We start from the raw sequence: 24,891 nt of genomic DNA, 5'->3' as shown, positions 1-24,891 counted from the left end.
AGGAGCTCCACCATGACGTTTGCCCGCACCCTCGTCTGCACCCTGCTCTGCCTGGGCAGCCTGCCCGCCTTCGCCCTCAGCGAACAAGGCCAGCAGCAACTGCAAGCCCTGCAAAGCCGCTGGGCCGAGATCAATTACCAACTGCCGGAAAAACAACGCGAAGCGGCCTTCGCCACACTCGCCGAGCAGGCGCAGCAAGCGCTGAAGGCCGAGCCCGAGGCCGCCGAACTGCTGATCTGGCGCGGCATCATCCTCAGCACCCAAGCCGGCGCCAAAGGCGGGCTGGGCGCGCTGGGCCTGGTCAAGCAGGCCAAGGCCAGCCTCGAACAAGCCCTGGCCGCCGATCCTCAGGCGCTGGCCGGCTCCGCCTACACCAGCCTCGGCAGCCTCTACTATCAAGTGCCGGGCTGGCCGATCGGCTTCGGCGACGACGAAAAAGCCGAAGCCATGCTCAAGCAGGCCCTGACGCTCAACCCAGACGGCATCGACCCCAACTACTTCTACGGCGACTTCCTGCAGCGCAACAAACGCTACGCCGCAGCCAAGCTCGTCCTGGAAAAATCCCTGCAGGCGTCCGACCGCCCCGGCCGCGCCAGTGCCGATGCCGGTCGCCGCGCCGAGGCGCGTCATCTGCTCGCTGAAATCGCCAAGAAACTGGAATAACTCCGCCGAGCGGAGTTGAATGGCGACATATCGCCAGCCGCCTCCAAGCGCATGGCGACCCCTCGACAAGGAACCCCCCATGCGCATTCTGCTGGTCGAAGACGATAGCGCTCTCGGTGAAGGCATTCGCACCGCCCTCAAGCCCGAGGGCTACACCGTCGACTGGGTACAGGACGGCAGCAGCGCCCTGCATGCCCTGACCCATGAAAGCTTCGAATTGGCGATCCTCGATCTCGGTCTGCCGCGCATGGATGGCCTGCAGGTGCTCAAGCACCTACGCGCCGCCGCCAACCCGGTGCCGGTGCTGGTGCTCACCGCGCGCGACTCGACCGCCGACCGCATCGCCGGGCTGGATGCCGGTGCCGACGATTACCTGGTCAAACCCTTCGATGTCGCCGAACTCAAGGCGCGTTTGCGTGCCCTGCTGCGGCGCAGTTTCAACCGCCCGCAGCCGGCCCTGGAGTACCGCGGCATCAGCCTCGACCCGGTCAGCCAGGCCGTGAGTTTTCAAGGGCAAGCGGTCAATCTGCCGCGCAAGGAATTTCTCCTGCTCCACGAACTGCTCGCCCAACCCGGTCGCGTACTGACCCGCGACAAGCTGCAACAAGCGCTCTACGGCTGGGAAGAGGAGCTGGAAAGCAACGCCCTGGAAGTGCACGTGCATCACCTGCGCAAGAAGTTCTTTCCCGAGCTGATCCGCACCGTACGCGGAGTCGGCTATCTGGTGGATAAAGCCTGATGCTGTCGATCCGCGCCCGTACCCTGCTGCTGGTTCTCGGCTTGCTCAGCCTGTCGATGACCCTGATCTCCTACAAAAGCTACCGCGATGCCCAGCATGAGATCGAAGAGCTGTTCGATGCCCAGTTGGCGCAGACCGCCCGCCTGCTGCAAGGCATGGTCAGCCGCGACATGCCCCCGAGCGCGCGCCAGAACCTGCAACGTGCGCTGAACCAGGCCATCCTGGCGCAACATGAAGACGGCAGTGACGACGCCGCCAGCGGCCACCCCTATGAGGGCAAACTGGCCTTCCAGGTGCTCGATGAACGGGGCCAGATACTCCTGCAGTCGGCCAGCGCCCCGAACGGCGTACTGGAGAAAATGGTCGAAGACCTGGAGCAAACGGACAATTCCCCTCCCGCACTGGCAACCGACGAGCTCCTGGCCCACATCACCGAGCAGCTGGCCGGCTACCACACGGTCACCCTGGGAGACTATCACTGGCGCCTGTTCATCCTGCGCGACCGACTCGATGGCCACTGGATTCTGGTGGGTGAGCGAGAAGACGTGCGCGGCGAACTGGTGGGTAAAGTCGCCCTGCGCAGCCTGCTGCCCGACCTGGTCGGCCTGCCCCTGCTCGCCCTGCTGGTATGGCTGGCCGTAGGTTGGGGGCTGCGTCCACTGCAGCGCATGGCCGAGCTGATCAAGGCCCGCGCCCCGGACAACCTGGCGCCCCTGCTGCTGTCGCCGTTGCCTGCCGAGCTGGAACCCATGGGCGCCGCACTCAACCGCCTGCTGATGCAGGTCAAGCAACTGCTCAACCAGGAAAAACGCTTCATCGCCGACGCCGCCCACGAACTGCGCACGCCGCTGGCGGTGCTGCGCATCCATGCGCAAAACGCCCTGCAAGCCCCCGACCCGGCCGACCGCAACGACGCACTGCGTCAGCTCGGTGGCGGCGTCGAACGCGCCACCCGGGTCATCACCCAGTTGCTGACCCTGGCCCGCCTCGACCCCAACGTGGTGCAACTGGCGATGGTCAACCTCGACCTGCTCGGCTTCGTCCGCAACGAACTGGCCGAACTCATCCCCCTGGCCCTCGACCGCCAGCAGGACCTCAACCTCGACGCCGACGAAAGCGGCGACTACCAGCTACTCGCCGACGGTCCGAGCCTGGGCACCCTGCTGCAAAATCTGGTCGGCAACGCCGTGCAATACACCCCACCCGGCGGGCGCATCCAGGTGCAACTGCACGCGCAAGCCGATGCCGTACTGCTGCGCATCCAAGACAGCGGCCCCGGCGTCGAAGCGGCCCTGCGGGAAAAACTCTTCGAACGCTTCTACCGCCAGGGCAGCGGCCAAGGGGCAGGACTCGGCCTGTCGATCGTGCTGCGCGTGGTCGAACTGCACCGTGGCAGTATCAGCCTCGATGAATCGCCATTGGGCGGCCTGGAAGTCTGCGTGCGCCTGCCGAGGGATGGCCGGGGCAGCTAAAGAAGACATAAGCGCGTGCCCTGCCGGCCCTAGGCAGTGACAGCTTGCGCAGTCTGCCGTTTCGCCTGCAGTCTCTTAGATACCTTCAGGCCTGCAAGTTTTGGGCGTTGGCCGCCTATCTTGACTGTCCGGTTTGGGTCCAGACTGTGTAAAAACGCTTCGCCAAAATTAAAGTGTGCGTCCCTACGTTAAATCTGAACTTTATTGGCACGTCAGCAGATGTGGATTTGGAGTAGATGCGCTGTTTTCGACTCGCTTTTTGGCACCTGAAGCGCATGAAAACGTTTCCTGATTACGCATAAACCTCAGCCAGCTTGAGGAGCCGGTAAGGCATAGGCGGTGTCCTCAATGCGGCATAACTGAACCGCTCTATCATGGCACCAAGATCGAAGCGCCGGTTGAAGCGGTACTCGAACTCGGCCAGATAGCGCGGAGCATGCTTGAGATCGAACGCATGGAAAGTCCCGGTCAGGGCGTTTTTGACGTTGCCCAGCAGGGTGTTAACCCACTTGAAGGTCGGATGCTGGGCACTGGCCCGGCCACTCCCTGTCACGATGGAAAAATGCTGGCACTCCCGCGCATCGAAAGCCCGGAAACACGCAAGACCGTCGCTGAATACGGTACTTCCAGGCGCCACCGACTGTTGCGCGTAACTGCCGATCGCCTTGAGCGTGAAGGCCCGTACACGGCGTAGCTGCAAATACTGAGGGTGACCTTCTGCGCTGGTCTGCACCGCCGCGATGAAGGGAGCCTTGTTCTCCGAGCCGCGACCGCGCTTTCCCGGCCGCTCACCACCCAGATAGGCATCATCGACTTCAATGCGACCACTGAGCACCGTGTTCCGTTCGCGCTCGAACATCACCTGCATGATCTTGTGCTTGAGCTGCCAGGCCGTGTTGTAGCTCACGCCCAGTTCACGCGAGAGCTGCAAGGCCGACAAGCTGTTCTTGCGTTGAGTCAGCAGGTAGATCGCCAGGAACCAGGTGGTCAGAGGGAGCTTGGTACTGTCAAAAATCGTCCGTGCGGTCAGCGAGGCCTGATGATGGCAGCGGTTGCACTGATACAGCCGCCGTGCCAATTGGCAGCAGGCGCCCTGATGGCCACACTCGGGGCAGATGAAGCCGGCTGGCCAACGTAGCTTGAAGAGCGCTTCGCGACACTGCTCCTCGGTTGCGTAGTGCTTAAGGAAGTTAGTGAGCGAAAGACCGGGCTGGAATTGAACCTGATTGCGGGCCATGGGACACCTGCTGCTGGTTATTCATACAGTTAACCGTAGCAGGGGATTCCAATGAAGCAACTGAGCTTGGTACGTAATCAGGAAACGTTTTCACACAGCCTGGACCCACAGCGGCCTATGGCAACAGGCAGATATCGGCCAGAAGCGGTCTGTGGTGACAGGCAGATATCGGTGTGAAGGTCGTCCTTACATACCTTTACCGGACCTTTACCTTAGCCTGAGGTTTACACCCCTGAAACTGTGATTTGATAACACCATCGCACCCGGCATCGACAACGTTTTGGCCGGTCATTCACAAGTACAGGACCACCATCAGATGAAAAAGACACTTTCAGTGATCTGCGCCGCGCTTATGTTCAGCGCTCCCTTGGCCAGCTTTGCTCAACCCGGAACGCCGCAGGACCACCAGCATCAGAGTAATCAACAGAAGTACAATGGGCCGGACAAAAAACAGAGCTATCGTGACCCGGGCTTCCGTCCACAGCCCGGCATGCCCGTGCCTCATTCCCAGTGGAAACGTGGCCACCTCGTCGCTAAAACTTATCGCGCCGATCGTTACTGGGTGACGGACTGGCGGTCGCGCCACTTGCCTGCTCCACCGAAGAACCATCGTTGGTTGCGCATCAACGGCGATTATGTGCTGGTTGTCGTCGGCACTGGCGTGATCATTAACATTCTCACCGGCTACTGACTGTCATAAGAAAGCCCGCTGATGCGGGTTTTCAACAGAATGCATGGGCATCTAAAAATACAGAGGGATAGCGGCGTGTGACTAGCGGCGATTCAAACCCACCGCGACCTCATCAAACAAGGTTCATGCTCATGTTTGAAAAGCCCAACCCCCTCCCCGGTTCTCTCTCGTCACGCGGACGCTTCACACTGCTGGCCGTGGCCTGCCTGATCATCATGGTGGGTACGGTAGTAGCGCCCGGTTTGGCCATCATTTCTTCTGCTCTGGGCGTGAGTAGCCACGCCAGCTGGCTGGTCACCCTCCCAGCACTGGGTGTGATTCTTTTTGCGCCGCTGGCTGGGAGATTGATAGACCGTGTTGGTGCCTATACAGCGCTGCAAATTGGTCTAGCCAGCTATGGTCTACTGGGCATAGCTGGCAGGCCCGGCACTGGTGTTTGCCGACCGCGTATTATTGGGAGGCGCTACAGCTGTGGTGATGGTCTCTGGCACCAGCCTTATCTCGCATTGGTATCAGGGGCATGAGCGTCTGAAGATGCTCGCCCAGCAAGGCATGGCTATCGAGCTAGGTGGTGTGTTGTTCCTAATGGCCGCCGGCATTCTGGCCGGGATCGGCTGGTACTGGCCCTTTGCGATCTACCTGCTGGCTTGGGTCATGCTGTTGATGTTGCGCGCATGGGTACCCCGTCGCACCCCCTCAGATGAACAAGCTGGCATAGCGACAGATACATCCTCTGACTCTGGTATTGGCATGGTATGGGTGTACTTGGCAGCCGCAGCAGCGATGATGTTGTTCTTCACGCCCATTGTGTTGCTACCACTAGAGTTATCCGGCATGGGCTTGGGCGAGATGCAAATCGGCCTCTTTCTTGCTGCCATCTCATTGGTAGCGGTAGTAGCGGCCATGCTATTGCCTCGGATTGCCAGACAGATCGGCGAAAACATCACCCTGACGCTGGCCTTTGCAAGCATCACGGTCAGTTTGATCCTGTTCGGACTCGCCGAGGACATGAAGCTAATGAGTCTCGGAGCCCTTTTTTCCGGTATAGGGTTCGGCTTCTCGATTCCGCTGGTCAACCACATGACAGTGGAGCGCACACCCACCGCACGCCGCGGCCGCAATTTTGCCTACCTGTCGATGGCTATTTTCTCGGGCCAGTTTCTGACCTCACTGTTGGAGTTCATGCCGGGGCAAGCCGCTCTGGTCTTCACAGTAATGGCGGTTGCAGGGAGCGTCACCACGTTGATCTACCTGTTAGTTTGGTGGAATGGAAGGGGTGTACAAAATGCGCAGCAAGCTTGAATACGCTCGTAAAGAAACGACTACTATGATTCACACCGGACTTCTTAGGCTCTAACGACGTTTGTTTAACGGGAAAGATTTCAGTATTCCACCAAGGTCAGTTTTGGCTCTGGATCTGCTTGTAGTGAATGGCTGCTTAACCTATCCCGAATGGATGATGGCTGTAGTCCCTTGGCACCTTTCGAAATACGAGGGACACGACATGGCAGACCTTATAGGCTATGGCCGGGCATCGGTCCTCATTGCAGGAATGCTGGCCTGTGGAACGGCGCCCCTTGCGCAAACTTCACCACCGACCATTCCTGAAATTCCCGCTTTCTCGAGGGTGCCAGACTGATTGGCGAGCCGAAAATCGTCGACTGCACATTGTCAGGGGCAGCGTGACGAGCTGTTATCCGATCACGGTCAAAGCAGACCCGAAAAGCTATACGCCCGGCCCCTGGTGCCCCGGCAATATCGCGGACGGCGCCAAAGCTGGCGGCATCTGGATGCACGATGGGGAGGTCTACGATGTGGACGCAGCCGTCATCTCAAACCTTGCGCAATTCTGTGGCGACACTGCATGGCAATTGTTCGACCCCGAGACGGGTAACGTCCGTTTCACTGGATCATTGGAGGCTTGCGAAGCGGCTGCGCGCCCCTATGTTGATCCGACCTATCAGAATTACTGCGTACAGTGTCTGCCGGAATATATGCAGAAAGATGCGACCATGACCTACGTGATCCCTTTGCAACCCCAAGCCTCCGGCCGGCCGCAACCGACAAATTCTTACGGGTCCGGCGTAGCCTAAAATAGCATGCGCCGGGTCGGCCCCGCACCGCTCGATGCGATCCTCAGCGCACATACCATAGCGCCCTTCGATGACTGCGGCGGCCATGTGAACACGCATGTCGGGTACCACTATCATGCCGTCACGGACTGCCTGCCGCGTGCGCCGACCACCCACAGAGATTTGCAGGGTGCGTCTGCGGTTGCGCATGGCACACAGATCGGCATTGCAATGGATGGCTATCAAATTTTCTCGCATTTCATGGTATCGGGACGCCGTCCCTAAGGCTTTGGACAGTTGCAACGGGCATAGCGGTGAAAATCTTCCCTACCATTATCACGCAGGAGCCGCTGGCTCGAACGCTATCCTAGGTTGTCTTGCCGCTCAGGCAGGCTGCATATTCGAAAATGGAAGCGCGGTCTGTGACGCTTCGGCAAGGCCACGCCGGCCATTATCACTAGGTCGTCAGGGCTAGGTACTCCCGGAAGCGCAGCCTCTGTGGTCGCAAACTTTTTTGCACGTCCATAATGGCTCGAAAAATTGGTGGAGAGCGTTAAAATGCGGCAAATCTTTCGCGATCCAATTGATCGCTGCTAGAGGTGCTCGCTCATTCAATAACTATTCTGTGCGTGAAAGTTGCTTCGAATTGGACATCTTTTTTCTGTGTCCGTTTGAAAAAATGGACTGACAAATGGGAGCGCTTTATTTGTGGGACAACCGTCCGCTTTTGGCCGATCTCAGCCCGTCGCCACAGACCGCTCTGGGTCCAGACTGTGTAAAAACGCTTCGCCAAAATTAAAGTGTGCGTCCCTACGTTAAATCTGAACTTTATTGGCACGTCAGCAGATGTGGATTTGGAGTAGATGCGCTGTTTTCGACTCGCTTTTTGGCACCTGAAGCGCATGAAAACGTTTTCACACAGCCTGGGTCGATTTCTGCCTGTCGATTGATCCGTATGCGTCTGACCAAGTCATCAACCCAGTCGCTCAAAGCCAAGACATGCCGATGCGCGCCCCCCCCGCGGGAGCAAGCTCCCTCGCCACCGGTGTGAAGTTCACCGAAAGTTCACCTGAATATCCTTAACTGACTGGCATTGGGGCAAGCCCGGCTCCCACAGGTCTCGCGCCGGACTTGCGGCGTTTTGCAAGGTAGTTGTCGCGTCAGCCGTGTTTTTAAGCTGCTATTTTCAGTGCCGGTTGCTCTCTGTCTGGATTGAGTGTGACAGCGCCGATAGGTTGCCAATTTCGAGTCGCGCCCGACCAGCGATGCGGGTGTTGATTGCGAGCATGCTGGTACAGCGCATGACGCTTGGCCAGCACCTCTTGATCCTCGCCACGATGCCGCTGCGCCGGGGTCACGAAGCGGATGCGGCTATGCCGGTGTTCGTGGTTGTACCAGCGCATAAAGTCGCGCACCCAGCTGCGTGCTGCGTCCAGATCGGCAAAACCATCCTGCGGCCATTGCGGGCAGTATTTCAGGGTTCTAAACAGCGACTCTGAGTACGGATTGTCGTTGCTCACCCGCGGCCTCCCGCGCGATGGGGTGATGCCTAAATCGTACAATTTGCTCAGCAGCGTCACTGATTTCATCGGCGCGCCGTTATCCGAGTGCAACACCAAGGGCCGGCCGGCGCAGCGCTCAGTCAGTACGGTGCGCTGCATCAGTTCGGCCGCCAGTTCGCCGCTTTCTTGTTCGTAGACTTCCCAGCCCACGCCCTTGCGGCTGTAGATATCCTCGATCAAATACAGGTAGTAATACTTCCCGCGCACCTTTGAAGCCAGGTAGGTGATGTCCCACGACCAGACCTGGTTGGCCTTCGTAGCGTTGTGCGTGGTCGGCGCGGCATGCTTGTGCGGTGTATGACTGCGGCCACGTCGATGCTGCTGATCGGCTGCTTTAAGGACGCGATAAAAGGTCGCCTCCGAGGCCAGGTAGCGGCCTTGATCGGCCAACCTTGGCACGACCTGGCTGGGCGGCAGGCTGGCGAATTCCGGGCTGTTGCAGGCAGCCAAGATCGCGCTGCGCTCGCACTCACTCAGGGCGTTCAACGGTCGTGGGCGTAGCGTGGTGGTGCGCACATCAGCCTGCACCACCGGCGTAGACGCCCAGCGTTGCAGGCTGCGTAGCGACAGCCCGATCTCAGCGCAGGCAACCGCCTTGCGCGCACCCGAAACCACCGCATGGTTAAAACGCTCAACGAGTTGTTGCCGTTCTGGCAACGAGGTCAGACGTCCTCGCTGTCGTTTCCCCAGAAGGCATTCATCTTTTTTCGTAGCACCAAGATGGCGGCGGTTTCTGCCAGCGCCTTGTCCTTGCGCCGCAGTTCGCGCTCTAGCTCTGCGATGCGCTTCTTGTCGGCACGCGCTTGTTCGCGCTCGGCTTGACGCTGAGCCTGGGCCGACTGCTGGCCGCTGATGCACGCTTGGCGCCATGCGCTGATTTGCTCAGGGTACAAACCCTTGCTGCGGCAGTACTCACTGAGCTCAATCTCACTCAAGGACGCCGCGTGCAGCACCGCTGCAAACTTGGCTTCAGCCGGCCAATTATCGGTTTGTTTCTTGTCTCCAGGCACCACCGCACCTCCTGCTTTGAGCTTGGTGCGCCAAGCATACAGCGTCGCTTCGGGGATGCCTTCTTGGCGCGACAACGCCGCCACAGACATGTTTTGTGGCGGGAGTAATTTGTTCAGCAGGGCAGCTTTACGTTCAGGTGAATAACTCGACATATCAGCTCTCTTTGACGCCCCCGATCTACCGTTTTGATAAATCAGCCGAAGCGACAACTAGCCTGACACCGGGGACTTGTCGGGGCCCATTACCTCCCAGTACTAAAGGTGGTGCCAATGAAAGCTAAAGGACCATTCCAGTCTGGCGTCATAGGTTTAGGCTCAATCCCATGATCAAAAGATACCGGCTGCGATGGCCCATCCACCTCTGCATCTTAAAACACTGTTCGCCTGAACACTTGATGCAGCACGACTCCCGCTGAACTTCGTCAATGATGACAATCAGACGAGCCTCACAGCCCCCCGGTGTCAGGCTAGTTGTCGCCTGAGCTGATTTATCAAAACGATAGATCGGGGGCGTCAAAGAGAGCTGTAATGTCGAGCTATTCACCTGAGCGTAAAGCTGCCCTTATCCGTAAATTACTGCCGCCGCAAAACATGTCCGTGGCCGAGTTGTCGCGTCAAGAAGGTATCTCCCAAGCCACCCTGTATGCTTGGCGCACGAAGCTCAAAGCGGGAGGCGCGGTAGTGCCCGGAGACAAGAAAAACGCCGATGACTGGCCGGCTGAAGCCAAGTTCGCAGCGGTATTGCACGCGGCCACCCTGAGCGAGATCGAGCTCAGCGAATACTGTCGTAGCAAGGGCTTGTACCCTGAACAACTCAACGCGTGGCGCCAAGCCTGCATCAGTGGCCAGCTGTCTGCCCAGGCACAGCGTCAGGCTGATCGAGAGCAGGCGCGCGCCGACAAGAAACGCATCGCCGAGTTGGAGCGTGAACTGCGACGCAAGGACAAGGCGTTGGCGGAAACCGCCGCCATCCTGGTGCTGCGAAAAAAGATGAATGCCTTCTGGGGAAACGACAGCGAGGACGTTTGACCTCTCTGCCAGAACGGCAACAACTCGTTGAACGCTTTAACCATGCCGTTGCTTCTGGTGCACGCAAGGCAATTGCCTGTGCAGAGATCGGGCTGTCGCTGCGCAGCCTGCAACGCTGGGCGCTGACACCTGTCATACAGGCCGATGTGCGTACGACCACACTACGTCCGCGACCGAGCAATGCCCTGAGTGCTGAGGAGCGCCGCACCATCCTGGATGCCTGCAACAGCCCGCCATTCGCCAGCTTGCCGCCGAGTCAGATCGTGCCAAGGCTGGCCGATCAAGGTCGCTACCTAGCCTCAGAAGCCACCTTTTACCGCGTGCTGAAAGCCGCTGATCAGCTGCACCAACGTGGCCGCAGCCATGCGCCGCACAAGCACGCCGCGCCGACCACGCACAGTGCGAGGAAGAGCAATCAGGTCTGGTCATGGGACATTACCTACCTGCAATCGCCGGTGCGCGGGCAGTATTACTACCTGTACTTGATCGAGGATATCTACAGCCGCAAGGCCGTGGGCTGGGAGGTTTACGAGCAAGAAAGCGGCGAGCGTGCGGCCGAACTGATGCAGCGTACCGTGCTCGGCGAGCGCTGCGCGGGCCAACCCTTGGTGCTGCACTCGGACAACGGCGCGCCGATGAAATCGGTGACGCTGCTGAGTAAGTTGTACGACCTGGGCATCACCCCATCGCGCGGACGACCGCGGGTGAGCAACGACAATCCCTACTCAGAGTCGCTGTTTAGAACCCTGAAATACTGCCCGCAATGGCCGCAGGATGGCTTTGCCGATTTGGACGCAGCACGCAGCTGGGTGCGCGATTTTATCCGCTGGTACAACCATGAGCACCGCCACAGCCGCATCCGCTTCGTGACCCCGGCACAGCGCCATCGTGGAGAGGATCAAGAAGTGCTAGCCAAGCGTCATGCGCTGTACCAGCAAGCCCGTCATAAACACCCGCATCGCTGGTCAGGTGCAACGCGAAATTGGCAACCTATCGGCGCCGTCACACTCAACCCGGAAAGGGAGCAGCCGGCACTGAAAATAGCAGCTTAAAAACACGGCTGACGCGACAACTACCTTGCAAAACGCCGCAGCCTGCGATATGAGTAGAAGACCTCACCTGATTTCCGGGTTTCCAGAATAAAAGAGGATTTATCATGAGCAGCACCTTCTTCATTCCATCCGTGAACATGATGGGCATTGGCAGTCTCGATGACGCGATGCTCGCAATCCGCAAATATGGTTTCCGTAAAGCCTTGATCGTCACTGATGCGGGCCTGGCCAAAGCCGGCGTGGCCGCCAAGGTAGCCAGCCTTCTGGCTCAGCAGGACATCAACTCCACCCTGTTTGACGGCGCCAAACCGAATCCGACGGTCAGCAATGTCGAGAAAGGCCTTGAGCTGCTTAGTCGCAGCGACTGTGATTTCATTATTTCCCTGGGCGGCGGCTCACCCCATGACTGCGCCAAGGGCATTGCCCTGTGCGCCGCCAACGGTGGGCACATCAGTGATTACGAAGGCGTGGATCAATCCGCCAAGCCACAGATGCCGTTGATCGCGATCAATACCACCGCTGGCACGGCGAGTGAAATGACCCGTTTTTGCATCATTACCGACGAAGTCCGGCACGTAAAAATGGCCATCGTCGACCGTAACGTCACCCCACTGTTGTCGGTCAACGATCCTTCGCTCATGGCAGGCATGCCAAAAGGCCTGACCGCCGCCACCGGCATGGACGCGCTGACCCATGCTATCGAAGCCTACGTGTCGACTGCCGCAACGCCGATCACCGATGCCTGTGCACTCAAGGCCGTGGAATTGATCTCGGCCAACCTGCGCACTGCCGTTGCCCAGGGTGACGACATGACCGCCCGGGAAAATATGGCCTACGCGCAATTTCTTGCCGGCATGGCCTTCAACAATGCTTCGCTGGGCTATGTCCACGCCATGGCGCACCAACTGGGTGGGTTCTACGACCTGCCCCACGGTGTCTGTAATGCGATCCTGCTGCCCCATGTCGCCAGCTTCAACGCCAGCGTATGCCCGGCCCGGTTTAAAGACATCGCCAACGCAATGGGCGTCGACACCCAGCATCTGGATGCGGAAAAAGGCGCCGCCGCGGCCATCACCGCCATCCGTAAACTGTCTTCGGATGTCGGTATTCCGAGCGGCCTCGCCGAACTGGGCGCCAAGGCCGACGATATCCCGATCCTGGCAACCAACGCCATGAAGGATGCCTGCGGCTTTACCAATCCGCGTCCTGCCAACCAGGACGAGATCGAGCAGATTTTCCATACCGCGATGTAACCGATGTGAAGTGACGCCAGCCAGATCAAAAGCCCCGCCTTCGGTTGAAGTGCGGGGCTTTTTTTGGTTCTTCACGGGTTACTCGACTTTGAACCCCGGCAAGCCCTAGTAGCTCACCATTCGATACCTTCGTCTGAATCGTCTTCTGTGCAGAAGATCAAGTCGGAGCCTGCTGGATGCTCACAGATACTGTTGAAGTGGTGCACAAGCTTGGTCGGTCTGCGCCTTGGACTCAAAGGCCGCTCTTGGCCGATCACTGTCGATCGTCACTGACAGCTATGGGTCCGGAGTGTGTAAAAACGCTTCGACAAAATTGAAGTGTGCGCGTCTACGTTAAACCTGAAATTTATCGGCAGGTGAGCAGATGTAGATTTTGCGTAGACGCGTGATTTTCAGCCTGGTTTTGGATAGCAGTCGCGCTGAAAAACGTTTTTACACCGCCTGGGTCGGTGGCTGGCAGTCACGAATGACAGTAGTCGACCCGAAGCGACCTGTAGTGATGGCCAGAAATCGATCAGGATCGGACGATAGGATACGAAAATAAATTTGTCCCCTTTTCCGCAATCCCGCGCTTCGCCGGGCAAGGCCTGGGTATCCATGCCAGCTAGAAGGCCGAGTCGGCCGAACTGGAAGCGTTGCAGGCGCGGCTGGCCCGGTCAGGCGCCTCGCCGGCTGAAGCAAGACCGCGCCCGGAACGTGCGCGGCCCGAGGATATGGCTCAGCGGTCGCGGATGGCGCGCTGGTTGGACAGGTAAATGTTGTCCGATTGCAGGATTTCGCCGCTGTCCAGGGCGGCCAGCCACTCATCGGTGCTGACCACTGCGGCGAAGCCGGTGTGCATGACGATGCTGAATACCCGGTGGATTTCCTCGGCGCTGGCCGCGCCCAGGTTGTTGCGGTAGGGCGGCGAGCCGGTGGCGTCGTGCAGCAGTTCAACCTGCCAGCCTTCGTGGTGGGCCTGGCGCACGGTCGAGTCGTCGCAGTGCTGGGTCATGTAGCCGACCACGCTCAGGGTGTCGATCTCATGCTCGCGCAGCCATTGGCCGAGATCGGTACCGACGAAGGAGCTGGCCATGGCCTTCTGGATCAGGTGGTCGCGCGGCCGTTCGGCCACCAGCGGGTGTAGCTCGGCGGCCTGGCTGCCGCGGGCGAATACCGGCGAGTCGGCGGCGGCGAAGTGCTGCACCACTATTACCGGAATGTTGGCGGCGTGGGCGGCGTCCATGGCCTTGGCGATGTTGCCCAGGGACAGCTCGATGTTCGGGTATTCGATACGCAGGTTGCCGCTGACGTATTCGTTCTGCACGTCGATTACGATCAGTGCGCGTTTCGGCTGTTGCTTCATGTCGCGATTCCTTAGTGGGTGGGCTGCGACGGATTGTTCTCCGGCGCCGGCACCGACCGTGAGTGGCCCGATAGTCAAACTGCGCTAAGATCGGGCCAAGTCTCTATCAGTGCCCCAGCCATGCAGCCCCATCGCGTCGCCGTGATCGCGTTCGACCAGATCAGCCCGTTCCACTTGTCTGTGCCTTGCCTGGTGTTCGGCGAGTCCTTGCCCGGCGAGCACCACTACCAGCTGTTGGTGTGTGCGACCGAGCCGGGCCGGCTGCGCACTACCGCTGGTTTCGAGCTGGCCGTCGAGCATGGTTTGGAGGTCTTGTGTGATGCGCAGACGATCATAGTACCGAGCTGGCACGACCCGGCCGTGCGTCCACCGCAGGCGTTACTCGATGCGCTGGTCGCCGCCCATGAGCGCGGCGCTCAGTTGGCGGGGCTATGCCTGGGCGCCTTCGTACTGGCCGAGGCTGGCTTGCTCGATGGCCGCCAGGCCACCACCCACTGGGCCTGGGCGCAGCAGTTCGCCGAGCGCTTCCCGGCGGTGCATCTGGATGCCGACGTGCTCTACGTCGACGATGGCAAGCTATTGACCTCGGCCGGCACCGCCGCCGGCATCGATTGCTGCCTGCATCTGTTGCGTCAGCACTATGGGGCCAAAGCGGCGAACAGGGTGGCGCGGCACTTGGTGGTGCCGCCCCATCGCCAGGGCGGTCAGGCACAGTTCATCGAGCAGCCGCTGCCAGCGACGGCCCGCGATGACCGCCTCAGCGATCTGCTTGACTGGGTGCGGGCCAATCTAGATCAGGCGCACAGTCTGGACAGCTTGGCGGACAAGGTGCTGATGAGTCGGCGCAGCTTCACTCGGCATTTCCGTCAACTCACCGGGGGCACGGTAGGCGACTGGCTGCTGGCCGAGCGACTGGCCCTGAGTCAACGCCTGCTGGAGAGCACCGAGCAGTCCATAGACCACATCGCCGCGTTGGCCGGTTTCGGTTCGCCAGTGTCCTTGCGCCATCATTTCGGCCGCTGCCTGGGTGTCTCCCCCAGCCGTTACCGGCAGAGCTTTAGGGAACGCTAAATCGACTTGCGCGTTTGGAAAAGCCGCGTTCTGCTGCTGTACAGAGTGGACAGGGTCCATGGATCTGCAGTAGTTGACGCATTCAACTTAGATAAAGGGGGCAAAATTATTTTTCTTACCGAATGCTCACTTTGGGTCGATCCCTGCCGGTATTCACCGGCAGCTTAGGGTCAGTAGAGCGACCATCATCGACTAAGCCAGTCAATTGCAGCCCTTACAAATTGAAGCCCTTCGGAAAAACGCTGCCGACACACTTGTCAGCAGCACTCCTCTCCTACTCCAACGAAAACTCCGTCATCAAGACTTCGGGGGCGAAAGGCTTACGAGCGAAAATACGCCTAAGCATAGGAGCGAAATACTCCAGAGGGGGGGTGGGGTAATCTGGATCGAAAGACGCCTGATCCCAGCGCTCACAGAAGTCCACGCACAGCTGAAAACAAGGATGATCTCTGTACTGATCTCGCTCATTTGGATCACCACCGAAATGGTGCGCATAGTAAAAATTTTGAAACAACCCGTGGTGATGCAACACCCACGAGACCTCTCCGCGTACATAGGGCCGGATAATCGAGGCGGCGTACTGGGAATGATTGTAAGGAGCCAGATCATCACCCAGGTCATGGATGAGAGCCCCAACGATCATGTCCTCATCGGCGCCATCAGCCTCAGCGCGAGCAGCTGTTTGTAACGAGTGCTCCAGCCGATTGACCTTGTAGCCGCTAAGCGTTCCGGCCAACCCCTGCAATGCATTCAAAATACGATCAGCCAGCCCTTTATTGAATTCACTCTCAAGATGTTCGAGGAAGTGATATTCCTCGAAAGTCCCATCTTTCATACGGATAAAATCGACCTGTTGCATCTTAAGCAGCCTCCTCGATTGACTTTAGTCGTTTAGCGATCTCGCTGAAGCGTTCACGCGGCCCATCTAGATCGATGTAGCACCCTTGCAGGTGACGGTGTCCTTCGGTGGGGTCGTAGCACGTCCGGCCGTGCAGGACTCGACTGTTGTCGAACAGCATCAGCTCACCGGCTTGCAGACGGAATTTGAGTTCGTAGTCCGGGTGATTGAACAACTCGGCAAGTCGCTTGCGAGCTTTGTGAAATGTTTTCACGTCACGCTCACCCAGCAGTGGCAAGCTATCGAGACGAGGACTGTAGTGCACCCCTAATGTTTTCCCCGCCTCATCGGTGTTGATCATTGGCCGTCGGGTTGTTAACTCAACGCCTTTGTCGACAAAGCGAAACCGGACAGGCGTGTTTTTAAGCAACAGGTAACCAGCCAAGTCTTCGCGCATCAGTGCATCAACGACCTTCACGCTGTCGACCAACGTGGATAGTCCACCCGTTGTCTCATTGACAAGGCAATGCAATAGCTGAATCCCAGGCACCGGGTCTCGATAAGGATTATCCGTATGCGGGCCTAATCGAACGCTGCTGTAGGCAAGATCAATAGCCAGTGGCTTTGAATAGACCTCGAAATATTTCCCGAAATTGGTTTCCTTTACATAACCAAACTTAGCGCCGACATCAAGCACCTGCTCAGGGGTGTTAGGCACGTTGTTTAGTATAATAAAACCGTACTTCAAGTACGCTGTAAGCGCCGCTTCGAACGCGCTATCGCTATCGAGCCCACGCCAATCATGCCGCACCAAGCGTTGATCAAGCCCACTGTCCCAACTGACGAGTTCTGGACAGTGATCATCGTCGTGGATTTCAGCCAACAGAACCGCAGTTGAATAAGTGGCGCTGTGGCCGTCACTGAACACTAGGCGCACTAATTCAAGTGAGATTTTCTCTAGGCTCACCAATTCGACCTCAGGATCAATGAGGTGGGAGTCAAAAAGGCGTTGTTTCGTGACCGCATCCGTTGAATCCACGTGCTGAGTTTTTTCTCGGAGCCATAACGCGGGAATGTCGAATTCGCTCGAGTCAGTTAAGAGCTTTACGGACGGAGGCGTTTGCTGGAATTTCAGTTCTGAGCGTTGCATGTCGGGTGTCCTGCGCGTTTGTATGCAGCCATTTTTGGAAAAAATGCAGTGGCCGGGAACGCCCCGAATAGGTATTCCAAGCATGAATTTTTCTAATACCGGTTACCTCAAATATCGAAGTGACCACGGGATGCGTGGCCCGGCATCACGAGCCGGAAAGGCACTGAAAGACGAGACAGTCAGTCCAGAAAACGCTAAACAAAGCAGGGCCTTATGCATGATTTTTCTCCGCGTACCGGTTAAATCGACGGTTGTTTGTTGGGGCGTGGCAGCGAACAAAATTGTGTGTGAGGATGACCGCACAGTTATTGTATTGGGTGTCGGTTCGAGCCCAAGACTAGCCAGCTACAGGGCTGGGGGATACGTACTAGAATCTTATGCGGGGCATGCAAAAAACTTATGAGCAGCGAGAAAAAAAGGGTTCCTGCAATGAAGTCGTTGCTCGCATTTGAGGCAGCGGTAAGGCTGGGTTCAATGACCGCTGCGGCAAAGGAAACAGGAACCACCCAGCCCGCAATTTCGCAGCAAATACGGAGCCTGGAGGAGTCTGTGGGCGGTGCGTTGCTGGATCGATCCGGCAATCAACTCAGGCCCACCGAAGGCGGCCAGCGTCTGTATCACGACATCTCGCCCTTGTTATCGAATCTGCATTCGGCGTTAGAGCGCGTCCAGTCCGGGTTCTCCAATCATGTGCCCTTGATCACGATTGCGGCTAATTTTGGTTTTTCACACCTCTGGTTGCTGCCTCGGCTACAAACACTAAAAGAGACCTTCCCTGGTTTGCGTTTCCAGGTGCTGCCGATAGACCAGCACGACAGCTCCAATCTTCACGATGTGGACATTGCTATCAGCTTCGGTAAGCGAAATTCGCATATGGGTACTGAGATCACACTTGCGCCCGAGTTAGTCTTTCCAGTCTGCAGTCCAGCGTTTGCCAGACGACATGGCTTGGGCCAGATTATTACCCGAAAGGACTTGGGGTCAGTCGTGCTGCTGCATATGGATGAACGCAATCCTCGATGGCTGGATTGGACAAGGTGGGCGGAGTCGGCTGGCTTTGGGATCATTGATGAGAAGAGCAGCTTCACTTTTAACAATTATCCCTTGTTATTAAACGCCGCCATACAAGGCCAAGGACTCACGCTCGCGTGGGGTGCATTGGTGGAACAAGCGGTAAATGATGGACTGCTACTGCGGTTGGGGCCCACGGTTTTGCGAGAGGATCACGGATATATCCTCCGCACACGCCACCAACAAAACTCGGTTATAAGGCCCGTAATTGAATGGTTCAAATCCTCATTGGAGGATTCGAACTCTACGGACTGATGCTGTTTGATCACCTGCGATTGCTTCTCCAATGCACGCACGGAACGCAGATAGTTAATAAGTTCATCCACACAGTATTGCTCTTGTTGACCGACCACCTACCGCCGGGTCGTTTCCGCTCATTGGTGACCGGGACTAACTCCGGATGCACCCTGGTAGATTGCTTCTGAGGCGATGGTTTCGTTATCGCGCTGCAGGATTGCTGAGCTGCGCCATACAGACGTCCCGCACGCATTCGCGCAGCCAGCGATGCGCTGTCCTTGTCTGGTTTCTGCACGAAGCGCAGCCGACATGTTTCCCCATGCTGTGCACCGATGCCGGGAGGTGCTGGCTTACAACCAAGGGCCAGCGTGGGTCACATGACTAAGGCGCTCCCGGTTTGAGCAGGGCGAGCTCTTCGTGTCTGCACAAGCTCTTGGCTCATGTTCTGGGTCGAAAATTTGCCGGCTTTCTAACTGCGAGTAGTACAAGCAACCCGCACGTGCCCGCGAGTCATTCGCCATGGCTGGATAATGTTGACTATCGTTAGGTCTGTTACCGGGCTGTCGTCCGGGGCGTTTTTCCGAGTGCCAGCGTGAGCCGATTTGACCTGACAACCGTTGGTCATGCCTAGGCTGCAGGGCACGGGCTGCTGCTTAGGGAGACTGGCATGTCGAACGAATCCGAGAGCACGCAAGCGACACCAGCTGAACCAAAGGACCGCATCAATCCGATCGTCTTCTATGGCTCTGCCATCGGGATCGTGGCCTTTGCCCTCTGGACCATGATGTTCACCCAGTCGGCCAATGCGGTGATCAATACCATCCTGGCCTGGATATCCGACACCTTTGGCTGGTTCTATTTCGTTTCGGTGGTGGCGTATTTGCTGTTCGTCATCTGTATTGGTCTGTCGCGCTTCGGTAATCTGAGGCTCGGCCCGGCCCACTCGACCCCTGACTTCAATGTGGTCACCTGGGCGGCCATGTTGTTCTCCGCGGGCATCGGCATCGATCTGCTGTTCTTCTGCATCGCCGAGCCGGTGACGCAATTTTTGGCGCCGCCAGTGGGTGAAGGCGGTACTGTCGAAGCCGCTCGCCATGCCATGGAGCTGACGTTCCTGCATTGGGGGGTTTCGGGGTGGGGTGTTTACACGCTGGTCGGTATGTCGCTGGCCTTCTTCAGCTATCGACATGGCCTGCCGCTGACCATCCGCTCGGCGCTATACCCGATCTTCGGTAAACGCATCAATGGTGTCATCGGCCACACGGTGGATATCGCCGCCGTGTTGGGTACGGTCTTCGGTATCGCGACCAGCCTGGGCATCGGCATCATTCAGCTCAATTTTGGCCTCAACTACATGTTCGATGTTCCCGAGGGCACGCTCACCCAGGCGGTGCTAGCGGTGCTGATCGTGGTGTTTTCCGCCATCTCGGCGGTAACCGGGGTCGATAAGGGCATTCGCCGCCTGTCCGAGTTCAACATGCTGCTGGCCATGCTACTGCTGCTGTTTGTACTGTTCTCCGGTAAAACCCTGTTCCTGCTCAACACCCTGGTGTTGAACGTTGGTGATTACATCAGTCACTTTGCCAGCCTGTCGCTGAACACCTACGCCTTCAATCCGCCAACCGACTGGTTGAATGCCTGGACGGTATTTTTCTGGGCCTGGTGGATCGCCTGGGGGCCTTTTGTGGGATTGTTTTTGGCCCGCATTTCCCGCGGTCGGACCATCCGCCAGTTTGTCGCCGGCACCCTGATCCTGCCGCTGACGTTCATGATGGCGTGGATGTCGATCATGGGTAATAGCGCTCTCGATCTGGTGATGACCGGTAGCGGCGTCGCGGAGTTTGGTGTGCAGGCGATGAACAATCCGGGCTCGTCGATTTATCTGTTTCTGCAGAGTTTCCCCTGGGCGGGTTTGACCACGGTGGTGGTGACCATTCTGGCCATCGTCTTCTTCGTCACCTCGGGCGACTCCGGCTCGCTGGTGTTGTCCAACCTGACCTCGGTGCTGCGCGACCCTAACAGCGATGCGCCGGCCTGGATGCGGGTGCTCTGGGCCGCGATCATTGGTGTGTTGACCCTGGCCTTGTTGATGGCCGGCGGCCTCGGCGCGCTGCAAGGCACCGTAGTGATCATGGGCCTGCCCTTTGCGCTGACGCTGTTTTTGATGATGCTGGGGCTGTACAAGGCCTTGAAGATCGAAGGGCTCAAGGAAGACAGTTTTCGCGGCAGCATGGCCGGTTACCTGTCTGGACGCACCATGCTCGATGAAGGCGGCGCGCATAACTGGCGGCAGCGACTGGCCCGGGCGATGAGCTTCCCTAGTCACGAACAGGTGCAACGTTTCCTGCGCGAGGTCGGCAAGCCGGCGATGGAGTCAATCCATGAGGTGCTGGCCGAGAAAGGCTTCAAGGTGGAGGTCGTCGAGGTGACGGGCGAAGACGAGCACCTTGAACTGAACGTGGACCTGGGCGGCGAGCAGGATTTCACCTACCAGATCTGGCCGCGGCGGTGTGCCATGCCGGCATTTGCCATGCGCGCGACCCGTGCCGGCTCGCACTATTACCGCCAGGAAGTACACATTGGCGAGGGTGGCCAAGGCTACGATCTGGCCGGTTATACCAAGGAGCAGGTGATCGGCGACATTCTCGATCAATACGAGCGGCACATGTTCTTCCTGCATACCCAGCGGGAGATGCCGGGCCGCGAGACCAGGATGCCCGACGATCCCGCCACTGCCGGTCGCTAACGCCAAGGAGCCAAGTCATGAGTGAGCAAGCCTTCGATCAGGTCTTCGATTACGTCATCGTCGGATCCGGTTCCGCCGGCTCGGTGCTGGCAGACCGCTTGAGCGCCGATGGCACCCACCAGGTGCTGGTGCTCGAGTTCGGCGGCAAGGACAACTCGATCTTCATTCAGATGCCCACGGCCTTTTCCATCCCACTGAATAAACCGCGCTTCGACTGGGAGCTGTACACCGAGGCCGAACCGGGCCTCAAGGGGCGCAAGATTCACCAGGCGCGTGGCAAGGTGATCGGCGGCTCTTCCTCGATCAATGGCATGGCCTACGTCCGCGGCTGCGCCGGGGATTACGAGGAATGGCTGGAGCTGGGCGCCGAAGGTTGGGGTTACGCCGACGTACTGCCTTACTTCAAGCGGGCCGAAGACTGTCTGTATGGCGCCGATCAGTACCGCTCCAGTGGCGGGCCGGTGGGGGTGTGCAACGGCAACAATATGCAGAACCCGCTGTATCGCGCCTTCATCGAGGCGGGTCGTCAGGCAGGCTATGGCCAGACCGAGGATTACAACGGCTACCGCCAGGAAGGCTTCTGCCGGATGGACATGAGCGTGCGGGACGGGGTGCGCAGCTCGACCGCCAATGCCTATCTGAAACCGGCCTTGAATCGGGGCAACCTGCACCTGCAGATGCATGCCCTGACCACTCGGGTGTTGCTGGAAGGCAAGCGGGCGGTTGGGGTCGAATATCGCCAGCAGGGCAAGACACTTCGGGTCCAGGCGCGGCGCGAGGTGATCCTCTGCGCCAGCGCCTTCAATTCGCCGAAGCTGCTGATGCTGTCTGGCATCGGCCCCGCCGAACAACTGCAGAAACATGGCATCGAGGTGGTTCACGACCTGCCTGGCGTCGGCGAGAACCTGCACGATCACCTGGAGGTCTGGGTTCAGCAAGCTTGTACCCAGAAGATCACCCTCAATGGTTGGCTCAACCCGTTCGGCCAACTGCTGATCGGTGCCCGTTGGTTCTTCTTCAAGAGTGGCCTGGGCGCGAGTAACCAGTTTGAGTCCAACGGCTATATCCGCAGCCGCTCCGGTCTCAAGTATCCAGACCTGCAATATCACTTCCTCGCCGGGGCCATCGCCTACGACGGTTCCAGCGCCGCCGAGGGTCACGGTTTTCAGGTGCATATGGGCGCCAACAAGCCGAAGAGCCGGGGCTACGTGCGATTGAAGTCCAGCGACCCGGCTGCCGCGCCGGAGATATTCCTCAATTACCTGGCTGAAGAGGAAGACAAGCAGGCCTTTCGCGCGGGCTTGCGCCTGACCCGGGAGATATTCGCCCAACCGGCTTTCAGGCCTTTCCTCGGCGAGGAGCTTTCGCCGGGCAAGCAGGTGCAGAGCGACGACGAGATTGACGACTGGCTGGCCAAGAGCGCCGAAACGGCTTATCACCCTTGCGGCTCCTGCCGGATGGGCACCGACCCGATGGCGGTGGTCGATCCCCAGTGCCGCGTCCACGGTATCGACAATCTGCGCGTGGTGGACTCATCCATCATGCCCGCCATCACCAACGGCAACCTCAACGCACCGACCATCATGATCGGCGAGAAGGCCGCAGATCACATTCTCGGCAGAGCGCTGCTCAAACCTTCGGATGCACCGGTATTCGTTGTTCCTGGGTGGCAAGAGAATCAGCGCGAACGAGGGCCGGTTGGCGGTTAGCCCGCAGGGCAAACTGATGTACTGGCCCAGGCAGGATCTCCCCGCCGATCATGCGCTGGCTTAACCGGGAATAGCCCTTGGGGTCAGTGTTATGCCCGGGCAGCGGCGTATGGGCTGACCGCGCCTGGGCTCCTCTGAGGGAGGCAACTTCAATCACAGCGGAGCTTTTCAGTCGTACTCAAGCAGGGCAGTCACAGGCGGATTTGGGCCGTTTAGTGACGGTCGCGAACATCGCTTTTTTCCAGGGTGTGTGACAACGCCTACGAGTAGCCGTCTGTGTTCGTTAACAGACAGACAGGCGCCAGCACGGCCTCCACATTTGAATACAACAGCAATCGAATCACGAGGTCACTATGGACATCCCATCCCCGAGGGGCACCCGCGATACGAAACGCCTGGAGCCGACCTCTACACTGAACTCATGCTTGAACTTGCTTGCCGTCGACGCGAGAACAGGGTGCGCCCAAGTGCCAGTCATACCGGCAAGGCAACCGCAAGCTTGCAAAGTGCACGAATACACACAGCAGCAGGTCAGTACCACTGGTCAGCTGGAGGCCGAAGCGCAACATACCTTCGAGCGACTAATCGTAGGCCGATCGGTATTCAGAAAAAGCTGGCGACTTGGGGTCATGCGAGAGCTTTTCAAGATCAAGGACGAACTGTTGAGCGCCCAGGTGAGGGGCAAACTCATCACCTTCCTCAAGGAAACTGAAAAACGAGGACAGATTTATTTATAGGACAGGCAAGCCACTTTTGGCCGGTTTCGCTCATTCGTGACCGGCTGCGACCGGCCAGACTAACTCTGGATGCGCCCTGGTAGACCCCTTCTGAGGCAATGGTTTCGTTATCGCGCCGCAGGCTTACTGAGCTGCGCCGTACAGACGTCCCGCACGCATTCGCGCAGCCAGCGATGCGCTGGATCGGCATTCATGCGCGGGTGCCAGAGCAGGGCAACCGTGATTTCCGGTGTGCTGAACGGCAAGGGAAAACTGAACATGCCGCCGCTCAGATTGCCGCTATGCCGTTCGGGGACGGTGGCGATCAGGTCGCTGGCGCGTGCCAGGGACAGCGCGGCGGACAGGCCAGCGACGATGCTGACGATCTGCCGCTGCAGGCCAAGCGCCGCTAGCGCTTCGGCAACCGGGCCGAGGTCCTGGCCGCGCCGCGAGACCAGCACATGACGACCCGCCGCGTAGCGGGCCGGCGTGATATCGCCCTGGCTCAGCGCGTGCCCCATGCGCACCACACCAATGAAACGGTCGCGAAACAGCGCCCGCGTGTGCAGTTCCGGGCTGGTCGCGGCGCCGACCACACCGGTATCCAGGTCAACGCTGCCTTCGCGCAGCAACGCGCTGTCCTTGTCTGGTTTCTGCACGAAGCGCAGTTGCACGCAGGGCGCCTCGGTCGCGATGCGGGCAATCAGGCGCGCCCCGAAGTTTTCCACGAAGCCGTCGCTGGTGCGCAAGGTGAATGTCCGTTCGAGCTGCTGCAGATCGAGTAACTCCACGGGGCGCAGCACCGCCTGCGCGTCCTGCACCAGCTGACTGACCCGCTCGCGCAGTTCGAGCGCCCGCGGCGTCGGCACCAGGCCGCGTCCAGCCCTGACCAGCAGCGGATCACCGGTGGTTTCACGTAGCCGCGCCAGGGCACGGCTCATGGCCGAGGGGCTCAGCCGCAGGCGTTGCGCGGCGCGCGCAACGCTGCCTTCTGCGAGCAGCACATCCAGGGTGATCAGCAAGTTGAGATCTGGCGACGACATAGATATCCCCCGGCACGCTTTCATTCTGACAAGGCGTCAAATGCACTAATTAACTGCAAATGCTGCGCCTTCCGCCACCCCAAATAGCGCATTAGACTCCTGACAGCAAGCTATCGGGAGTCGTCAGCATGAAATTCATAGCGAAGTCAGTCGCTGCGGGAACGGCTGAGACGGTCACTGAACAT

At 58.8% G+C, this 24,891-nt stretch carries 21 protein-coding genes; 14 read left to right on the top strand and 7 right to left on the bottom strand.

What is annotated here, in order from left to right; all coding sequences use genetic code 11:
* The first annotated feature begins 12 nt into the window (after positions 1 to 12).
* From VCJ09_RS05820 to VCJ09_RS05810, 3 genes are all read left to right on the top strand, one after another.
* Complete coding sequence (locus VCJ09_RS05820; protein WP_324733513.1) at positions 13 to 663, top strand: tetratricopeptide repeat protein; 651 nt, start codon at positions 13 to 15, stop codon at positions 661 to 663.
* Positions 664 to 742: 79 nt separating this feature from the next.
* Entirely contained in the window at positions 743 to 1,402 is a 660-nt protein-coding gene (locus tag VCJ09_RS05815; protein ID WP_324733512.1) for a response regulator transcription factor, read from the top strand.
* Positions 1,402 to 2,874: a sensor histidine kinase gene (locus tag VCJ09_RS05810; protein ID WP_324733511.1), complete on the top strand. Its 1,473-nt coding sequence runs from the start codon at positions 1,402 to 1,404 to the stop codon at positions 2,872 to 2,874. Before VCJ09_RS05815 ends, VCJ09_RS05810 begins: the two co-directional genes overlap by 1 nt.
* Before the next feature lie 292 nt (positions 2,875 to 3,166).
* Here the strand turns inward: VCJ09_RS05810 and VCJ09_RS05805 are convergent, their stop codons facing one another.
* Positions 3,167 to 4,111 (bottom strand): IS1595 family transposase, encoded by a 945-nt coding sequence (locus VCJ09_RS05805; protein WP_324730843.1) that lies wholly within the window; start codon positions 4,109 to 4,111, stop codon positions 3,167 to 3,169.
* A 316-nt stretch (positions 4,112 to 4,427) separates the two neighbouring features.
* Here VCJ09_RS05805 and VCJ09_RS05800 point away from each other — a divergent pair, with 316 nt between their 5' ends.
* The 5 genes from VCJ09_RS05800 to VCJ09_RS24715 all read left to right on the top strand — a co-directional run bounded on the left by VCJ09_RS05800 (position 4,428) and on the right by VCJ09_RS24715 (position 7,159).
* Positions 4,428 to 4,802, top strand: coding sequence for an RcnB family protein (locus VCJ09_RS05800; RefSeq protein ID WP_324733510.1), 375 nt, complete (start codon positions 4,428 to 4,430; stop codon positions 4,800 to 4,802).
* 131 nt (positions 4,803 to 4,933) lie between these two features.
* On the top strand, positions 4,934 to 5,326 hold the full coding sequence (locus tag VCJ09_RS05795) for an MFS transporter (RefSeq protein ID WP_324734743.1): 393 nt from the start codon (positions 4,934 to 4,936) through the stop codon (positions 5,324 to 5,326).
* Positions 5,280 to 6,104, top strand: a complete 825-nt coding sequence (locus VCJ09_RS05790; RefSeq protein ID WP_324734605.1) for an MFS transporter — start codon at positions 5,280 to 5,282, stop codon at positions 6,102 to 6,104. Before VCJ09_RS05795 ends, VCJ09_RS05790 begins: the two co-directional genes overlap by 47 nt.
* 275 nt (positions 6,105 to 6,379) lie before the next feature.
* Positions 6,380 to 6,895 carry a hypothetical protein gene (locus VCJ09_RS05785; protein ID WP_324733509.1) on the top strand — a complete coding sequence of 172 codons (516 nt, stop codon included), beginning with the start codon at positions 6,380 to 6,382 and terminating at the stop codon, positions 6,893 to 6,895.
* 6 nt (positions 6,896 to 6,901) lie between these two features.
* On the top strand, positions 6,902 to 7,159 hold the full coding sequence (locus VCJ09_RS24715; RefSeq protein ID WP_407693012.1) for a YHYH protein: 258 nt from the start codon (positions 6,902 to 6,904) through the stop codon (positions 7,157 to 7,159).
* Positions 7,160 to 8,046: 887 nt separating this feature from the next.
* Here VCJ09_RS24715 and VCJ09_RS05780 read toward each other — a convergent pair.
* Positions 8,047 to 9,599 (bottom strand): IS3 family transposase gene (locus VCJ09_RS05780; RefSeq protein WP_324730516.1). Its coding sequence is split into 2 segments (ribosomal slippage): positions 8,047 to 9,137 and positions 9,137 to 9,599, totalling 1,554 coding nucleotides; the frame shifts between segments, so codons are not numbered across the junction.
* Between the two features lie 375 nt (positions 9,600 to 9,974).
* Here VCJ09_RS05780 and VCJ09_RS05775 point away from each other — a divergent pair.
* Both VCJ09_RS05775 and yiaY read left to right on the top strand, forming a co-directional pair.
* Positions 9,975 to 11,527, top strand: a protein-coding gene (locus tag VCJ09_RS05775) for an IS3 family transposase (RefSeq protein ID WP_324730598.1) whose coding sequence is annotated in 2 segments (ribosomal slippage) — positions 9,975 to 10,437 and positions 10,437 to 11,527 — 1,554 coding nt in all. Because the reading frame shifts where the segments join, the coding sequence is not laid out codon by codon here.
* 104 nt (positions 11,528 to 11,631) lie between these two features.
* Positions 11,632 to 12,780: an L-threonine dehydrogenase gene (yiaY, locus tag VCJ09_RS05770; protein WP_324733508.1), complete on the top strand. Its 1,149-nt coding sequence runs from the start codon at positions 11,632 to 11,634 to the stop codon at positions 12,778 to 12,780.
* 113 nt (positions 12,781 to 12,893) lie between these two features.
* Here the strand turns inward: yiaY and VCJ09_RS05765 are convergent, their stop codons facing one another.
* Entirely contained in the window at positions 12,894 to 13,037 is a 144-nt protein-coding gene (locus tag VCJ09_RS05765) for a bacteriocin immunity protein (protein ID WP_324733507.1), read from the bottom strand.
* Positions 13,038 to 13,498: 461 nt separating this feature from the next.
* Positions 13,499 to 14,125, bottom strand: coding sequence for a cysteine hydrolase family protein (locus VCJ09_RS05760; RefSeq protein WP_324733506.1), 627 nt, complete (start codon positions 14,123 to 14,125; stop codon positions 13,499 to 13,501).
* Between the two features lie 120 nt (positions 14,126 to 14,245).
* Here VCJ09_RS05760 and VCJ09_RS05755 point away from each other — a divergent pair, with 120 nt between their 5' ends.
* On the top strand, positions 14,246 to 15,196 hold the full coding sequence (locus VCJ09_RS05755; protein WP_324733505.1) for a helix-turn-helix domain-containing protein: 951 nt from the start codon (positions 14,246 to 14,248) through the stop codon (positions 15,194 to 15,196).
* A 274-nt stretch (positions 15,197 to 15,470) separates the two neighbouring features.
* Here the strand turns inward: VCJ09_RS05755 and VCJ09_RS05750 are convergent, their stop codons facing one another.
* Positions 15,471 to 16,055: an HD domain-containing protein gene (locus VCJ09_RS05750; RefSeq protein WP_324733504.1), complete on the bottom strand. Its 585-nt coding sequence runs from the start codon at positions 16,053 to 16,055 to the stop codon at positions 15,471 to 15,473.
* 1 nt (position 16,056) lies between these two features.
* Complete coding sequence (locus VCJ09_RS05745) at positions 16,057 to 17,184, bottom strand: TauD/TfdA family dioxygenase (protein ID WP_324733503.1); 1,128 nt, start codon at positions 17,182 to 17,184, stop codon at positions 16,057 to 16,059.
* 399 nt (positions 17,185 to 17,583) lie between these two features.
* Here VCJ09_RS05745 and VCJ09_RS05740 point away from each other — a divergent pair, with 399 nt between their 5' ends.
* From VCJ09_RS05740 to betA, 3 genes are all read left to right on the top strand, one after another.
* Complete coding sequence (locus VCJ09_RS05740) at positions 17,584 to 18,510, top strand: LysR substrate-binding domain-containing protein (RefSeq protein WP_324733502.1); 927 nt, start codon at positions 17,584 to 17,586, stop codon at positions 18,508 to 18,510.
* Positions 18,511 to 19,159: 649 nt separating this feature from the next.
* Complete coding sequence (betT, locus tag VCJ09_RS05735) at positions 19,160 to 21,238, top strand: choline BCCT transporter BetT (protein WP_324733501.1); 2,079 nt, start codon at positions 19,160 to 19,162, stop codon at positions 21,236 to 21,238.
* A gap of 17 nt (positions 21,239 to 21,255) precedes the next feature.
* On the top strand, positions 21,256 to 22,947 hold the full coding sequence (gene betA, locus VCJ09_RS05730; RefSeq protein WP_324733500.1) for a choline dehydrogenase: 1,692 nt from the start codon (positions 21,256 to 21,258) through the stop codon (positions 22,945 to 22,947).
* 844 nt (positions 22,948 to 23,791) lie between these two features.
* Here betA and VCJ09_RS05725 read toward each other — a convergent pair.
* Entirely contained in the window at positions 23,792 to 24,706 is a 915-nt protein-coding gene (locus tag VCJ09_RS05725; protein WP_324733499.1) for a LysR family transcriptional regulator, read from the bottom strand.
* Positions 24,707 to 24,891 lie beyond the last annotated feature (185 nt).

Source organism: Pseudomonas paeninsulae (genome assembly GCF_035621475.1).
GTDB lineage: Bacteria > Pseudomonadota > Gammaproteobacteria > Pseudomonadales > Pseudomonadaceae > Aquipseudomonas > Aquipseudomonas paeninsulae.
Note: the sequence above shows the minus strand (reverse complement) of the source record. Positions and strands in the feature narration are given on the sequence as shown.

Coding starts and splice junctions, on each gene's coding strand:
- VCJ09_RS05750 (WP_324733504.1), bottom strand. CDS start 16,055: ATGCAACAGGTCGATTTTATCCGTATGAAAGATGGGACTTTCGAGGAA.
- VCJ09_RS05800 (WP_324733510.1), top strand. CDS start 4,428: ATGAAAAAGACACTTTCAGTGATCTGCGCCGCGCTTATGTTCAGCGCT.
- betT (WP_324733501.1), top strand. CDS start 19,160: ATGTCGAACGAATCCGAGAGCACGCAAGCGACACCAGCTGAACCAAAG.
- VCJ09_RS05760 (WP_324733506.1), bottom strand. CDS start 14,125: ATGAAGCAACAGCCGAAACGCGCACTGATCGTAATCGACGTGCAGAAC.
- betA (WP_324733500.1), top strand. CDS start 21,256: ATGAGTGAGCAAGCCTTCGATCAGGTCTTCGATTACGTCATCGTCGGA.
- VCJ09_RS05810 (WP_324733511.1), top strand. CDS start 1,402: ATGCTGTCGATCCGCGCCCGTACCCTGCTGCTGGTTCTCGGCTTGCTC.
- VCJ09_RS05740 (WP_324733502.1), top strand. CDS start 17,584: ATGAGCAGCGAGAAAAAAAGGGTTCCTGCAATGAAGTCGTTGCTCGCA.
- VCJ09_RS05820 (WP_324733513.1), top strand. CDS start 13: ATGACGTTTGCCCGCACCCTCGTCTGCACCCTGCTCTGCCTGGGCAGC.
- VCJ09_RS05805 (WP_324730843.1), bottom strand. CDS start 4,111: ATGGCCCGCAATCAGGTTCAATTCCAGCCCGGTCTTTCGCTCACTAAC.
- VCJ09_RS05815 (WP_324733512.1), top strand. CDS start 743: ATGCGCATTCTGCTGGTCGAAGACGATAGCGCTCTCGGTGAAGGCATT.
- VCJ09_RS05755 (WP_324733505.1), top strand. CDS start 14,246: ATGCAGCCCCATCGCGTCGCCGTGATCGCGTTCGACCAGATCAGCCCG.
- VCJ09_RS05795 (WP_324734743.1), top strand. CDS start 4,934: ATGTTTGAAAAGCCCAACCCCCTCCCCGGTTCTCTCTCGTCACGCGGA.
- VCJ09_RS05790 (WP_324734605.1), top strand. CDS start 5,280: ATGGTCTCTGGCACCAGCCTTATCTCGCATTGGTATCAGGGGCATGAG.
- VCJ09_RS05725 (WP_324733499.1), bottom strand. CDS start 24,706: ATGTCGTCGCCAGATCTCAACTTGCTGATCACCCTGGATGTGCTGCTC.
- VCJ09_RS24715 (WP_407693012.1), top strand. CDS start 6,902: ATGCGCCGGGTCGGCCCCGCACCGCTCGATGCGATCCTCAGCGCACAT.
- VCJ09_RS05745 (WP_324733503.1), bottom strand. CDS start 17,184: ATGCAACGCTCAGAACTGAAATTCCAGCAAACGCCTCCGTCCGTAAAG.
- yiaY (WP_324733508.1), top strand. CDS start 11,632: ATGAGCAGCACCTTCTTCATTCCATCCGTGAACATGATGGGCATTGGC.